Genomic DNA, 14,762 nt, shown 5'->3' with positions numbered 1-14,762 from the left:
AAGTAACTGACGAGGCTAGGGTGTCGCCTGCCGGCTCGATGCGCACCGTGGGTGCACTCAGTCCAAGAAGTGCCCGGCGAACCCGCCTGAGAAGTCGTACAGCCGACGAAGCTTCCAGTGAGCGCTCCCGACCATGGGTGGCGTCTGGGCTTCCTCGCCTCTCGCTGCCTCGCGCAACGTGCGCTCCGTCATATCCAGCCAGCGCGCCAGACTCGCTTCCGTCCCATCACCTCGCTGCGCTCTTCTTGACCGAACTGGTCGCCGATGGTGCTCCCGGGTGAACGCCTCCAGCTGCACGAGTCGCTGCGAGCACGCATATGAAGGGCCCTCGCTCCCCCAACTCCATCCCGGCATCGCGTTCAGCACCCGGACGCGGTCCGCGTCGCGTTCTGCCTTCTTCGCTGTCCGAGCCACGTCCTGGCTACCGGCGGACGACGCGATGCGGCGGTGTTGAGTGCGCATCCATGTGGCCAGGTCGCGCGGCTCATCCCCCTTCCGGGGCATGCGAGCGTGCTCAACGATGAAATCGTGCACGCGTTGCGCGTTCTCAGCCCACGCCTGGTCCGTCCGCGCGGGGTACTTGCGGCGGTATTTGTCCAGTTCCGTGCTGAAGTCTGTTTTGCTGTCTGCATCCATGACAACGCCATGCGCGGTTCGACCTCACTTGGTGCGTCACTCCCGGCACGGCGCAGCGGCCAGCCGAAGATGGGAGGGTGATGGAACACGTAGTCAGCCCGATCGCGGAGATCTACCCGCTGATGGGAACACCGGAGCTGACCGAGCTCGCCGACTCCATCCGCCGCAACGGACTGCGGGAACCCGTCGTCCTCCGCCCTGACGGCGCCGTCCTGGACGGTCGCAACCGACTGCGCGCCTGCGCGATCGCGGAAGTCGAACCCAGGTTCGTTGAGTTCGCGGGGACGGACCGGGAGGCGCTCGAGTTCGTGGTCGACACGAACAGTCACCGGCGGCACTTGAGCGAAAGCGCCCGCGCACTCGTGGCAGCGCGTCTCGCAACGTTCACCCACGGCGGTCGTCGCGACGGCGGCAACCCCGCACTGCTGACCCAGCGTGATGCCGCGGAGCGCCTGGGTGTGAGTGAACGATCCGTGCGGGACGGCAAGGTCGTCATCGACCATGCCCCCGCCGAACTCGTTGATGACGTCCAACGAGGACTGATCGCGGTCCGGGCGGCCGCCGAACTCATCCGCGCGGCCGGAAAGGACAAGATCCTCGTCGCCGAGTACCACAGGCTGCGGCGGGCGAGCGGAAGCACCGAGTGGTACACCCCTCCTCACGTGCTCAACCTGGTGACCGAACTCTTCGGTGCGATCGATCTCGATCCGGCATCAAACGAAGGCGAGCCCTGGGTCACCGCCCGCACCTACTACACGAAGGCCGACGACGGACTCTCACGCGAGTGGAGCGGACGAGTGTTCTTGAACCCTCCTTGGGACTCTCAAGGCTCTCCCGGACCATGGGTTGCGAAGCTCGTCGACGAATACACCACGGGGCGCGTGTCGGAAGCGATTTGCCTGCTCCCTGCTCGTGTGAACACTGCCTGGATGGATCGGCTCGCACCATACGCCCGCTGCTTCGTGCGCGGCCGGCTCAGGTTTGGAGACGCGACCGGGGACGCGCCCTTCGCCGTCGTCCTGGTCTACCTGGGCGACCGCGTACAAGAGTTCGTCGACCTCTTCGACGCCCTCGGCTCCTGCTACGGACACCTACCACCATCTAGCTCGGCGCAGTAGCCCGATTGCGTCACTCGACGACGCCGGGCACTCCGTCGTTTTATCGCGGCCTTGGCGGCAAGCGGCGCTTGAACCGCTTGCCGCCAAGTCTCATGGGCTGAGCCGCTAGCTCAACGCCATGCGGGCCACCACTTCATCATTTCCTCCGTCAGGCCTCCAAGCCGCCGGTTGATGTGCGGACGGGGGTCACGTCCCCTGAGCGGGCCATCGAACGTGTCGATGAGGACGCTCGCGACGCAGCCGCCCTCCATGTGCACGAGGAGGTCCGGAAGCATGCGCGGAGCGCGCTTGAACGTGACGATGTCGCGGACCTGGTCGAAGAGGAGCCCGCCAATTTCACGCGGCTCGGGGTCGCCGGCGGCAGCGAAGCAGGCATCGATGGCGACACCACGGAGCATCTTCCCCCAGGCTTCTCGATGGCTGATTCCCGCCAGCGAGAAGCCCATGTTCGTCGCCCACTCGTCCAGTAGCCGTTGTTTGAGGAGCGCGTTGATGTCGAGCAGGTCGCGGGCGCTGAGCAGGAGGTCGTGTCCAACGACGGTGGTCGGGCCGGACCCGGGGAGACGGGTCCAGCAACGCGGCAGGTCGCTCTTGACTTCGGTGACGACGAGGATGTTGTGAGAGTTGGCATGCCTGTTCATGAATGGCTTCTTTCGTTGCGGCCGATGCTGATCGCTTCGGCCTGGTAACACCCCCATGCACGGTCTCCACATCAAAAGTGCGACACGAAGCCAAAGGCGCTGTTCCCGATGCGGGTCGGCGCGACGCGACGACATCTGAATGTCAGCGTCCATACGAGACCGATCACGGCCTCGTCCGCCCTGCTGTCCCTCGTTCAGAGAATGGCGCCGGGGCTCAGCGTCGGATCCCGACAGTGACGACGTTTCGGATCTGGACCGCGCATGTCTGGGTAGCGGGAGCAACCAGCCCCGCTGAACACCTTCACCACCACACCATCGAGGTTCAGATCATGAGCATTCCCTTCAACACCCCACTCCGTCTCTCAACCGAGGCCCCCGTACGCAGCTGGATGGGGGCGGAACTGCTGGGCGCCTCCACCGCAGCCGCTGCGACCCACCAGGTCAGCGGAATTTTCACGCTGACCGAGGAGGACAGCTACGTACTGAACTTCGTCGCGAAGCTGACGAGCGATCTCACAGAACTCCCCGTCACCGTGCACTACACACTCCCCGCCCTCTCGAGGAACTTCGACGCCGACCGCCCCCACACCATCGCGGAGGCCATCGCGGAAATCGCGCTCACCGCCGCAGACGACCACGACTTCGACCAGGGCGAACTGATCCGGCTCATCGGGCTTCGGGACGCGGTCGCCCTGAAGGACATCGCGATGCTCGACATCGTGTGAATCTGCCCCGGAGGGAGCGACCCGTTCGAGGGGAGACGTGGCTGACCGTATCGGTGCCGGCGCCGATGGGTCGCTCCCGGCGATGGCACCGCGCATAGAGGAGTTATCGCTGCGCACCCAGTCGCGGCACCGACGAATGGAACCACATCATGTCTATCGCTCTCTTGTTCTCCTCCCAGCTCCTCAGCCTGGTCGACGGGGTCCCTGCCTGGTATCGCTTCCACGGCGACACAGACACCCGCGTCTTCGACGACGAGAGCCTCGTGCTCAGCATCACGGACGGCGACACCTCAGGCGCCGCGGAAGTCATCACGCAGTGGTCCGTGGCCAACGGCTTCTCGCTCGAGGGCATCTCACCGGAACTCGCGCTCACCGGCCTGCTCTGGTCCACCGTCCTCGTAGCGGTCAAGGACGCACCCGACTACGAAGCCATCCACGACGCGATGCAGACCCGCAAGCCAGGTGCGTCCCCGCTGGTCCCCGACTTCCGACTCATCATCGGCGGAGGGTACGTCGTCGCCCGCCTCATCGAAATCTTCGACCGCCCGGGCACCGACGAAGAGAACCGCGCAGCGTTCGACAGGCGCACCGGCGGGCGGTACTCATAGTCGACGCATTTCGTGTCCGGCGGCTGCCCGACTCCGGTAGCCGCCGGCGACTGCCTACCGAACGAACCCTCACGGCGACTCACTGGGTTGGAGAAAGACGGGATTCGCCGCCTTCCCCGACGCCGCAGGCCACGCTCACGTCATGACCTCCCATCAGTCACTCGGACCGTCGGTTTGGGGAGGGTCACGCGCCAACGGTACCGGGCTCGCGCTACGCGCATCGCCGCAGACGAACGGTTCGCCGATAAATATCAGCAGCAGTCGAACTTCGCGGCGATTCTGCCGCGCGTCGTCAGCGAATCGTGGGCCTCACACGACATTCTCGGAAGGTGGGAATCAACCTGACGAATCCTGCCGATCCCGCTGCGTTGGTAGATGGTGCCGAGGCACTCGCCGATCTCCTCAGCGACCGCATGTCTGATGGCCCGCTGCTTCTATCTGACTCCATCGAGCAGATCAGTGGCTGGAAGGACAGGAGCGATCAGGAACACTGGGTTCGCAATCGCGCCAGCCTTCAACGTGATCTCGAATGGAGCCTCTCCGACCTCGGGCCGAGGTGTCGTGCTCACGTCGCTCGCGAACTGCGCTCGCTTTCGAAGCTGGCGGGAGGGACAGCCGGTCAGATCTCCGAGGTACTCGATTCCATCCGCGACCGGCTGGGTACTCCAGAAGTCTCTCGCGCGGCCTGGCAGGACCTAGAGGATGCGTCGACGGTTCCAAGTCTCGACCTCCGTACAGTGGCGTCGCGAGTGCGGTCACTCGAGGCATGCCTCGCTCTGCGTTTCGGTGATGCCGAAGAGCGATTGCGCGACGCCGTTCAGTGTCTTCGCGGTGACCCGAGCTGGGCTCTACCCGAAGATGCAATACGCGATCAGGAAGATTCAGCTGCTACGCGAGTGGCTAATGCACTTGAAGTCATCTTGCGAGAAGCGCACGTCAGCGACTGTGTCGCCTGGCTGCGCTACGACCATGCGCAAGTGAGCGGGCCAGTTACCACTGTTGGACACATCACCTTCTACAACGCCCAAAACTGCGGCCCGACAGCAGCGGCCGCGCCCAGGGGTCAACTGCCGCACCAGGAGGAGCTTCACGCGGCAATCACGGAGCGCGAGCGTGAATCGTGGTGGGCAATCGGCGAGGAGGCGCCCCCGAGCGTTATCGCGCGGGTAGACCTCGGTCGCCGCCAGTGGAGGGGCGGGCTTAATGATGCCGAAGCCGACGTCGATGCTGTACTCGCGATCGCGTCCACATGGGCAGACGGCATCCGTTGGCGCCGCGTAGGGCCAGCCGTCTTGCGCACCGAGGGCCGCGGCGTCGCGTACTCACACTCACTTCCTCGGCGGCATGCTTTCGTCGACTGGATGGGCATCGGACAAACACGAAGCGGTTTGGACGAATGGCTTCCCCAAATTGATGGCGTGCTCGGGCCCGGGGTGATCCCCCATGATCTGCGCGAATCGGTGAGACTTCTGTCGGAAGCTCGCCTCGAAAGTTCGCGGGAGTCAAGCCTTGGTGCGGCGCAAAAGATTCATGAACGCACAGCGCTAATCCTTCGAGACCAAGCGTTTGAGCGCGTCGCCGCCACGGCCGATATCCCGCCGCAGCAACTGATGGAGGACCTCCGCGCGCTCCTTCCATATAGCCAATGGCTTGACGAGACCATAGCCATGGTTGATGCGCTGCTCAAGTACTCCACCGCCCCACGCTTCGCTGAGGTGATTCGCGGCAGGCTCGAGTCGCATTCCGGCCCCGGCACGGTGAACCTAATTGAGCTTGCCAACGCGCAACCTCAGATACTCGCGCTGACGATGACTCGAGTGGAGCGGCTTGGACTCCGACGGCTGTTACGCGGACTGACAGATCCCAGGCACTACTTACGCCTTGCTGGAGAGCACGCCGATCGACTCGAACGGCTCGACGACCGACATCGCCGAGCCCGCAACGCTATCGCCCACGGTAACCCTGTGACGGCAGCGACTATTCGATCGGTGCTCGCTTTCGGTGAAACGCGCGCCACGGTCGCGGTGACGTTCGCGCTCCGCGCATTCGCGGCCGGCCAGTCTCTGGGTAAGCAGCTGCGACAGCAGATCGAAAGCGAGAAGGACACCCGGGAACTACTGCGTACTGGCCTCTCTTGGCGAGAGATATGGAACAACGAAGGGTCCAGCTAGTGTCGGGCGCACCCAAGCTGGCGCACCTGTTTCTAACGCCGCACGCGATGCGCGCCGGTCGTGTCGGCGGCGGGTGAATCCTGGTCACTTTCGGCGCTCGAAAAGTGAACGGTTGCGGGCAGTCTAGCTAGGTGTTTCGTCGGTGGTGGTGCGGATGCTGGGGAGGCTGTCGATGCCTCTGCCGCGGAGTCGGTAGCTGGCGCCTTTGAGGGTGAGGACGTCGGCGTGGTGAACGATGCGGTCGATCATCGCGGCGGCGACGGCTTGGTCGCCGAAGACGCCGCCCCAGCTGGAGAACGGCAGGTTCGAGGTCAGGATCAGTGACGCGTGTTCGTAGCGTGACGAGACCAGCTGGAAGAACAGGTTGGCGGCGTCTTGTTCGAACGGGAGGTAGCCGACTTCGTCGACGATGATCAGCCCGTAGCGGCGCAGCCGGGTGAGCTCTCGGGGGAGGTTTCCTTGCCGGTGTGCGTCGGTGAGGCGGGTGACCCAGTCCGTCGCAGTCGCGAACAACACCCGGTGCCCGTGGCGGGCAGCGACGATCCCGAGCGCGGTCGCGAGGTGGGTCTTCCCGGTTCCGGGAGGGCCGAGCAGGACCACGTTCTGCGCTTCGAGGAGGAACCCTCCCGAAGCGAGCGCCGCGATCTGCTGCCGAGTGGCTGGTTGCGCGTCCCAGTCGAAGTCCTCGAGGGTCTTCCGGCTCGGGAACCCGGCCGCTTTGATCCGTAGCTCCGCGCCGGAAGCGTTGCGGGCGCTCACTTCGCGTTCGAGGACGGCGGCGAGGTAGTCCTCGAACGACCACCCGGCGTCGCGTGCTTGGTCCGCCATCCGGGCTGCGGCCTCCGTGATCCGGGGTGCCTTGAGTGCGCCGGCGAGATAGGTGATCTGCTTCGCGACGTCGGTCTTGCCGGCCATCAGTTGCTCCCCTCGACGAGCCCGAACGCGCGGTCGTAGTCCGCGAGATCCCGACTCAGATCGTCGCCGACTGGAACAAGTCGCGGCTGCTGGAACTCGCGTCGTAGGACGGCCGCAGCTTCTCGATGCGCGGGGTCGGTGATCACCATTCCTCGCGCCCAGACACGGGTGTGGTCGGCGATGATCCGTCCATCGAGGCGGACGCGGACCCGGTCCAGGTCCGCGGTGACCTCGACGATCCTGCCGATCGCGCGCGGGTCGACGGAGTAGTCGTTCGTGTCGATGCGGACGTAGTAGTCGCGGCCGAGCCGGATCCGGTTCCGCCAGCCCAGATGCAACGGGATCGGCGGCAACGGCAACATCGCCGCCAGATCCGCAGGCAGCAGCGAGATCGGAGAGGTGGCCAGGGTGCGCACCCTCCGCTGGTTGGCGACTCCGAGCCAGTCGGTGAACTGCTCGTTGAAGTCCGCGGGCGAGGCGAATGACCGGCCCGGCATGAACGATGTCTCGAACCAACCGTTGCGGCGTTCCACGATCCCTTTCGATTCCGGATCTCGCGGCGGCAGCAGCACGAGCTTGGTCGCGAGGGTTCCCATGAACGTGTCGACTCCGTCCGCGTGACGGCGTCCTCGCCCGATGCCGGGCTCGTTGTCCCAGATCAGCCGACGCGGAACCCGGCCGAGCTGCTCGATCAGCTGCCAGGTCCCGAGCAGCAGATCCTCGGTCTTCCGCGTCGGGATCATCACTCCCGTCGTGAACCGGCAATGCGCCGGGGTGATCACCAGCACCGGCAACAGCTTCGCTGTCCCGTCCTCGAGCGGGATCTTCTTCGGCGGGAACCACAGATCGCACTGCGCCGCGTCCCCCGCCGCCCACGTGATCCGATCCGCGGGATCGAGACGCTGCTGCTCGGGCCGCAACCGCTTCACGTTGTCACGGAACCACCGGATCGAGCCCGTCCACCCGACCCGCTCCGCGAGCACCGTCGCCGGCATCGTCGGCGTCTCCAGCAGCAACGCACGCACCCGCGACTCGAACGGTGTGAACGACGTCGGCGCCGCTGTCCGCTCATAGTGAGGCGGCGATTCCGAGTTCACCGCCTTGATGACCGTGGTCCTCGAGATACCCAACCGCTCAGCAATATGCGCCTTCGGCACGCCCTCGCCGGCCAGCCTCCGGATCAACGCCCAGTCCTCCAAAGTGATCACTCTCCAATCGTTGAGTGTTCACTTTTCAAGCGCCGCTACTGTCCAGTTTTCGAGCGCCGTCGACAGGTCGTGCTTCACTCGGCATCGCAGTAGCAGCTGGAAAAGTTTCAGGCATTGCAGACCAAGCTCTGGAAGAGAGTTTCGCCAGACCGGCGCCTCGGTGGACGTCGCTCATTGAGTCGCGCGCACCGCTGGTGAGGTTGGCCCGGGACAGAGCGCCCGGGCCAACCGCGCTCAGGCTACTCCCACATCTTGGTGAGCGTCTTCGCAGTGGTCGGGTCCACCATCGGCATGGGGGTGTAGGACCCTTCAGTGGTGCTTTCGTAACGGTGTCCCAGTAGCGCCTGAGCAGCAGCGAGCCCGAGGTCGCGGCGCACGAGCGCTGCCGCGCTTCTCCTCATCAACTTGAAGGTCACCTGCTCGGGTGGGATGCCAACGCTTTCTATCCACGCCCGGCCCTCGCCGGACTTGCGCCACGAGGCAAGGAGCCTGCCGGGATTTCCCTCCGGCGCTCCCGTCCGGGTCCCAAAGATGAGCGACTCCGGAGCTTCGGCCCGCGCCGTGAGTGCTCGGAGCGTCGTCGCGACGACGGTAGGGAGTGGGATTATCCGCTCTTGACCATGACGTTTCGGGACATTCTGCCGAACAAGCCTGCCCTCTACTTCGACGATTGTCCCCGTCAGCTCGGCCGAGGGCTGAGCGCCGTCAAGGGCTAGGTCCATGGGACGCAACGCAAGCACCTCGCCGATGCGCATCGAGGTGCCCATCGCCGTGTCAACGAGGGCGAGTAGTTTCTCCCAATCGCTGCGGCGACTCGACCTGCCACCCCAAGCGATGATGCTGGCTCGCATGGCAAGGAACTGGTCCTTCGACAGCCAGCTGTCGATTTGGCGCGTGCTGCGAATGCTTGGGGCGTCGGTCAGCGGGTTACGGGTCATTGCCTCGCGAGAAACGGCGGTTGAGAACGCACCCTGCAGAACGACGCGGAAGCTGCGGCCGCGAGCAGGTCCATGAGCGAGGGTTATGCGCTCGATGAGAGGGAGAACACGCGCAGGACCAGCCTGGTGCAGAGGCAACGCTCCAACCAGCTTCTTCACCGCCTTGGATGTGCTCACGTATTTCTCGTAGGACTGAGGCTTGAGAGCGCCCGTCACGACGGCTGCTCGCCGCCCCTCAAGCCAGGCGTCAATGGCCTGACTCACGGTCGAGTTCTCCGAAAGGTCCGCGCTCATGAATACCGTTGCGCCACGGAGCTGACGTTCGAGTTCGGCGACAGCTTCGGATTCGGTGGAGCCAGTCGCGGTGAGCTGAATGAGGTCTCCGCCGTAGGTGCGTGCCTTCGCTCGCGCCTGCCACGTGGTCCCCCGTTGACGCAGGCTTGCTTTCCCCATCGTGCCGGGGGCGAGCTGCGGCCTAGCCACGTCGCGCACCTCGCAGCCAATTCTCCACCGCAGCGAGTTCATACCGCACACAGCGATAGGAGAGCTTGAGGTACGGCGGCCCGTTGCCACTGACCCGCCAATCTTCGAGCGTGCGGGGGCTCAACCCAAAGGCGTGAGCGATGTCATTCTGTGTGAATAGCTCCGGCAAAGTGAACGGACGATTGGTCGCAGTAAATGTAGTCATAGGGTCCCTATGCGCGGTCTCCTGCAATCAGCGTCACTACCCAGGCCGACCGTCGTGCCAGGTCTTTGTGCTGATCGCAGCTAAATGACACTCTCCGACTTCGGAGTCACGGGAGTTGCGCGCCTTCCGCTGTCTCCCCACTCATTGGGCGAGGGAAGACGTCCATCCTGACGCGAGTCAGCGCTTGGTACGGGATCCGGAGACATGGCGACGAAGACCGAAGCTAGGAAGCTAGGAAGCTAGGAAGCTAGGAAGCTAGGAAGCTAGGAAGCTAGGAAGCTAGGAAGCTAGGAAGCTAGGAAGCTAGGAAGCTAGGAAGCTAGGAAGCTAGGAAGCTAGGAAGAGTAGTGCCCCGTAGCGTGGTGTAGCTCGCGGTGGCCGGCTCGTCGTTCCTGACGTAAGCGCGGTCACCGTGTGATCCTTCGAGAAGTCTCTTACCTCCACTCGAAAGGCATCATCACGATGACCGCACTTCATATTGTCGACCCTGCGAGCGTGCTCGCTGAAGCCCTGACCGACGCGTCGCCCGATCTGATGCGCAGCCTGCTGCAGGCCACGATCAACGCGCTCCTCTCCGCCGACGCAGATGCCGTCGTGGGCGCGGAATGGGGAAAGCCCAGCCCCGACCGCACCGCGCAACGCAACGGCTACCGCCACCGCGACCTCGACACCCGCGTCGGGACGATCGACGTCGCGATCCCGAAGCTGCGCCAGGGCACGTACTTCCCGGAATGGTTGCTCGAGCGCCGCAAACGGGCAGAGACCGCGCTGATCACCGTCGTCGCGGACTGCTACCTCGCCGGGGTCTCGACCCGCCGGATGGACAAGCTCGTGAAGACCCTGGGGATCCACAGCCTGTCGAAGTCGCAGGTGTCCCGGATGGCGGCAGACCTCGACGAACACGTCGACCAGTTCCGCCACCGCCCGCTCGACGACGCCGGCCCGTTCACGTTCGTCGCCGCCGACGCGCTCACGATGAAAGTCCGTGAGGGCGGCCGGGTGATCAACGCGGTTGTGCTCGTCGCGACCGGCGTGAACGGCGACGGGCACCGCGAAGTCCTCGGACTGCGCGTCGCGACCAGCGAGACGGGAGCTGCGTGGAACTCGTTCTTCGCTGACCTCGTCGCCCGAGGGCTCGGCGGGGTCCGCCTCGTCACCAGTGACGCCCACGCTGGGCTCGTGGAAGCGATCGCGGCGAACCTGCCCGGAGCTGTCTGGCAGAGATGCCGCACGCATTACGCGGCGAACCTGATGAGCGTCTGCCCGAAGAGCATGTGGCCGGCGGTCAAAGCGATGCTGCACTCCGTCTACGACCAGCCCGACGCAGCCAGCGTCAACGCCCAGTTCGAGCGATTGCTGGACTACGTCGAGGAGAAGCTCCCCGACGCGTTCGCGCACCTCGACACCGCGAGAGCGGACATCCTCGCGTTCACGCAGTTCCCCGACGGGCTCTGGCAGCAGATCTGGTCCAACAATCCCAACGAGCGCCTCAACAGGGAGATCCGTCGCCGCACCGACTCCGTGGGCATCTTCCCCAATCGCGACGCGATCATCCGTCTCGTCGGCGCCGTCCTCGCCGAGCAAACCGACGAATGGGTCGAAGGCCGCCGCTACCTCGGGCTCGAGATCCTCGCCAAAAGCCGCCTCACCCTCGTCCCCGACACCGGAACCGAGGTGAACACCGACCCCATCCTCGAACTCAGCGCCTAACAACCAGAAGAAGGATCACCAACGGCTACACCACGCATTGGGGCTTGACCCTAGGAAGCTGAGAGTACTTGCGCACCGATGGCTAGGTGTGGAGTTATGTCACGCGCAAACGCCGAACAACACATCGCTCGAGGACGCGCCATCGCCCCGAACTGCGCCCGCAGTACGCGTCGCTCGCGGACGACCTGAAGCGACAAAGTCGGTGTAGTGGCTACCGCACGGCGCTACCGGCCGACGGTGGGCAGTCTCATTTCTCCGTCGTGGTGAACGACGCCGCGGGCCGGCCTACCGACCCCGACGATTGCTCCCCCGTCGGTCGCAACTGGTCCTGCATCAGGCGCCGGAATGCGTCGCGGTGCCATTTTTTCCCTGTGACCGCCTCGTGCAGCTGCTGAAGCTCACGGAGTGTGAACGCATGACCCAGCATCCCGAATGGATCGGGTCGCCGCCGGTATTCACGGGCAACACGATCGACCGCCATGTCGAGGATCGCGTTGTGATCGAAAGAAAGTCGTCCGACTGTGGCCACGGGACGGACTGCCGCATCCGGCGAACCCGGGAGTCCGACATGGCGAACCGTGTCGTGCGGCACCGCCACCATGTGCGCCACCGACAGCACCCAGCCACGATCGTCGCGTTGCGGATCGTCGAAGACCTCGAGCTGCCGGGGTTCGATCCCGGTCAACCCGGTCTTCGCGCGGAGCGATCGGGCGACGGCATCCGCCAGCCGCTCTCCCTCGTGCAGGAACGTGCCGGGCAGACGCCAGTCCCCCGACGGGTCATGCGTCAGCACGACCGAGAGCGGCCCGCCGGGGGGCACCGTGAGTACCGCACTGTCGACCGCGACGGAGGGTCTGGGATAGCCGGTCAGCCCGAGATCAGATCTTGGTTCCACCATGTGATTGACATTATCGCGTTTTCCGCGCTAACTTACATATGCGCGCTTATCGCGCAAATATCGGTTGCACCTGGGAGACCACATGACTTTCATTCCGCACCTTCACGTCGGCTCGGGCACGCAGCTCGAGTCGCTCACCGTCTTTCCGATTTGGGTCGACGGTGCTGGCACGCCGGGCCTCGACTGGGGACGCACTCACCTGGATGTCTCGGAACGCGCTGGCTCGGCATCCGTGCCCGAGCTGGTCGTCCGCAACACCGGCGCCGCTCCCCTACCGATCCTCGACGGGGACCTTTTCGTCGGGGGCCAGCAGAACCGAATGGCGGCCTCGGCGATGCTGCTTGATCCGGAACAATCAGCAGTGATGCCGGTGCGCTGCGTCGAACAGGGTCGCTGGTCGGGGTCCGCCCGACACGAGGCATCCTCCCTTCGTGCGAGCCATTCCGTGCGCTACGGGCGGCATCTCGGAACGTCGCGCCTGGCCGATCAGGGCGAGGTCTGGGATCGGGTCCAGCGCTTCGAGCAAACCTTCGGCGCGACGGTCAGCAGCGACCTCGTGACCCATCTCGACCGTGCGCGAACGCCCGCGGCGCACCCCGCCAAGCAGATCCGTCCGATCGACGGACAGCGCGGCGTGATGTTCGGTATCGCAGGTCGCATCGTCGCGTGCGAGATCTTCGGCAGCGCCCGCGGGTTGCGCTCGCGGTGGCGAGGAATCGTCGACGCCGCCGTGCTCGACGCGGCGCACATGTCCCCCGTGGCGACGCCGTCCTTCAAGGCACGCGCCTTCGCGGCGCGCATGGCCTCCGTGCCCCGTCGTGACGAACGCCGCACGCCGCGCATCCGAACAATCGCCGCGGCAGACGAGCGCACGGCGATCACGACGGACTGGGTGACAGATGCCGAGGGCCGTCGCCGCGGGCTGATGCACGCGACCGCCTACAACCGCACGCACGCCGTACTTCAACGCGCGTGAACCGAACGATCGGAGAAACCATGCCCTCACACACGAATCAATCCCACCATCGCAACCGCGCTGTCGGCGCCGTCATCGCGTCCGCGTGCGGCGATGCCCTGGGCGCCCCGTACGAGTTCAAACCCTCACTGCCCGATTCGACACTCGTCGTCCTCAAAGCGGGCGGCGGCTGGGGACTCGGCGAATGGACCGACGATACTTCCATGGCGATGCCCATCCTGCATGCGGCGGCGAGGCGGCTCAATTTCGGCGATGACGCTACCCTCGGCGCATTGGTGCGGGCGTGGCTGACGTGGTCGACGGACGCCAAGGACGTCGGCATCCAGACCCGCAAGGTGCTGGACCGGGTGCGCCGCGCCGCCGGCGACGCGGTGTCCGACGCGGCACTGGCCGAGCTTGCGCGGACCGCGGCACGTGAAGTTCACGATTCGACCGGAAGGTCGGGAGGCAACGGGTCGCTGATGCGGACCGGTCCCCTGGCTCTCGCCTACCTCGAAGACCCGCGCGGTCTCGCCGCCGCGGCACGTGCCGTCAGCGACCTCACGCACGTCGAAGAAGACGCCGGCGACGCCTGCGTGATCTGGTCGCTGGCGATCAGGCAGGTGATCATCACGGGCGAACTCGACATTCGCGGTCCCATCGACACGCTCCCCGCGAACCGTCGCGAGCGCTGGCACGCCCGCATCGACGTGGCCGAGTCGCTGGAGCCGCGCGACATCCCCGGCTCCAACGGATGGGTCGTCGCGGCGCTGCAGGCGGCGTGGTCGGCGATCGTTCGAGGCGACGGACTGGTCGACACCCTCGAGCGCGCCGTACGCTGCGGCAACGACACCGACACGGTTGCCGCGATCGCGGGCGCGTTGGCCGGGGCACGGCACGGCGTGTCGGCGATTCCGTTCGCCTGGCAGCGCCGCCTGCACGGATGGCCGGGTTGGGGTTACGACGACCTCGTGGGATTCGCGAGCCTCGCCTTCAACAGCGGGCGCGCCGACATCTCCGCTGACCTGGACGCAGGCTTCGTGGGATCGGGAGTCGCGACCGAGCGAGAGGTGCGCGGTATCGTGCGCCATCCGGTCGTGCGGCACCCGCACGACGCAGGAGTCTGGCTCGGTGACCTTCGCGCCCTCGACACCCTGCCCGAGGGCGTCGACGCCGTGGTGTCGCTGTCTCGGGTGGGCGTTTCGGATGCCTCGGCGGTCCGCCGCTCTGATCGCGCCGTGATCTGGATCCTCGATTCGGACGACAACCTCGACGTCGACGGAGCGCTGCGCCACGCGGCCGACGCCGTCGCTGTTCTGCGGAGCGAGCGACGCGTCGTCCTTCTGCATTGCGTCGAGGCGCACAGTCGCACGCCCACCGTCGCTGCAGCCTATGCAGTGCGGCATCTCGGGATCGACGCGGAGAAGGCGCTCGCCGACGTGCTCGTGGCGCTGCCCGGAGCGAACCCTCGGGTCGCGTTCCGTGAGGCGCTGCTGCGGGTGGCACCGTCCTGATTCGGACGCCACCCGCCCGAGTTCTGACAGGATCGGC

General features: G+C 65.6%; 13 protein-coding genes. 7 read left to right on the top strand and 6 right to left on the bottom strand.

Annotated features, from left to right (window positions below; all coding sequences use genetic code 11):
- Window positions 1-716 precede the first annotated feature (716 nt).
- A complete protein-coding gene (locus AB2L57_RS09355) occupies window positions 717-1,754 on the top strand; it encodes a DNA N-6-adenine-methyltransferase (protein ID WP_409048608.1) in 1,038 nt (345 codons plus the stop codon).
- 110 nt (window positions 1,755-1,864) lie between these two features.
- Here AB2L57_RS09355 and AB2L57_RS09350 read toward each other — a convergent pair whose 3' ends face one another.
- On the bottom strand, window positions 1,865-2,395 hold the full coding sequence (locus AB2L57_RS09350) for a hypothetical protein (RefSeq protein ID WP_409046917.1): 531 nt from the start codon (window positions 2,393-2,395) through the stop codon (window positions 1,865-1,867).
- 329 nt (window positions 2,396-2,724) lie between these two features.
- Here AB2L57_RS09350 and AB2L57_RS09345 point away from each other — a divergent pair, with 329 nt between their 5' ends.
- The 3 genes from AB2L57_RS09345 to AB2L57_RS09335 all read left to right on the top strand — a co-directional run bounded on the left by AB2L57_RS09345 (window position 2,725) and on the right by AB2L57_RS09335 (window position 5,899).
- Window positions 2,725-3,120 carry a hypothetical protein gene (locus AB2L57_RS09345; protein ID WP_409046916.1) on the top strand — a complete coding sequence of 132 codons (396 nt, stop codon included), beginning with the start codon at window positions 2,725-2,727 and terminating at the stop codon, window positions 3,118-3,120.
- A 149-nt stretch (window positions 3,121-3,269) separates the two neighbouring features.
- On the top strand, window positions 3,270-3,728 hold the full coding sequence (locus tag AB2L57_RS09340) for a hypothetical protein (protein ID WP_409046915.1): 459 nt from the start codon (window positions 3,270-3,272) through the stop codon (window positions 3,726-3,728).
- 329 nt (window positions 3,729-4,057) lie between these two features.
- Complete coding sequence (locus AB2L57_RS09335) at window positions 4,058-5,899, top strand: hypothetical protein (protein WP_409046914.1); 1,842 nt, start codon at window positions 4,058-4,060, stop codon at window positions 5,897-5,899.
- A gap of 123 nt (window positions 5,900-6,022) precedes the next feature.
- Here AB2L57_RS09335 and istB read toward each other — a convergent pair whose 3' ends face one another.
- The 4 genes from istB to AB2L57_RS09315 all read right to left on the bottom strand — a co-directional run bounded on the left by istB (window position 6,023) and on the right by AB2L57_RS09315 (window position 9,648).
- A complete protein-coding gene (gene istB, locus AB2L57_RS09330; RefSeq protein ID WP_409046913.1) occupies window positions 6,023-6,814 on the bottom strand; it encodes an IS21-like element helper ATPase IstB in 792 nt (263 codons plus the stop codon).
- Entirely contained in the window at window positions 6,814-8,022 is a 1,209-nt protein-coding gene (gene istA / locus AB2L57_RS09325; RefSeq protein WP_409046890.1) for an IS21 family transposase, read from the bottom strand. Before istA ends, istB begins: the two co-directional genes overlap by 1 nt.
- Window positions 8,023-8,261: 239 nt before the next feature.
- Window positions 8,262-9,443, bottom strand: a complete 1,182-nt coding sequence (locus tag AB2L57_RS09320) for a hypothetical protein (protein WP_409046912.1) — start codon at window positions 9,441-9,443, stop codon at window positions 8,262-8,264.
- Window positions 9,436-9,648: a helix-turn-helix transcriptional regulator gene (locus AB2L57_RS09315; protein ID WP_409046911.1), complete on the bottom strand. Its 213-nt coding sequence runs from the start codon at window positions 9,646-9,648 to the stop codon at window positions 9,436-9,438. Before AB2L57_RS09315 ends, AB2L57_RS09320 begins: the two co-directional genes overlap by 8 nt.
- 462 nt (window positions 9,649-10,110) lie before the next feature.
- Between AB2L57_RS09315 and AB2L57_RS09310 the strand changes: the two genes are divergently transcribed.
- Window positions 10,111-11,358: an IS256 family transposase gene (locus tag AB2L57_RS09310; RefSeq protein WP_409046910.1), complete on the top strand. Its 1,248-nt coding sequence runs from the start codon at window positions 10,111-10,113 to the stop codon at window positions 11,356-11,358.
- Window positions 11,359-11,605: 247 nt separating this feature from the next.
- Here the strand turns inward: AB2L57_RS09310 and AB2L57_RS09305 are convergent, their stop codons facing one another.
- Window positions 11,606-12,256, bottom strand: a complete 651-nt coding sequence (locus tag AB2L57_RS09305; RefSeq protein WP_409046909.1) for an NUDIX hydrolase — start codon at window positions 12,254-12,256, stop codon at window positions 11,606-11,608.
- Window positions 12,257-12,338: 82 nt separating this feature from the next.
- Between AB2L57_RS09305 and AB2L57_RS09300 the strand changes: the two genes are divergently transcribed.
- Both AB2L57_RS09300 and AB2L57_RS09295 read left to right on the top strand, forming a co-directional pair.
- The gene (locus AB2L57_RS09300) at window positions 12,339-13,232 is read left to right on the top strand and encodes an ARPP-1 family domain-containing protein (protein WP_409046908.1); all 894 of its coding nucleotides are present in this window, start codon (window positions 12,339-12,341) and stop codon (window positions 13,230-13,232) included.
- Window positions 13,233-13,252: 20 nt separating this feature from the next.
- Window positions 13,253-14,725, top strand: coding sequence for an ADP-ribosylglycohydrolase family protein (locus AB2L57_RS09295; protein WP_409046907.1), 1,473 nt, complete (start codon window positions 13,253-13,255; stop codon window positions 14,723-14,725).
- Window positions 14,726-14,762 lie beyond the last annotated feature (37 nt).

Source organism: Microbacterium sp. HA-8 (assembly GCF_046111165.1).
Taxonomy (GTDB): Bacteria; Actinomycetota; Actinomycetes; order Actinomycetales; family Microbacteriaceae; genus Microbacterium.
Note: the sequence above shows the minus strand (reverse complement) of the source record. Positions and strands in the feature narration are given on the sequence as shown.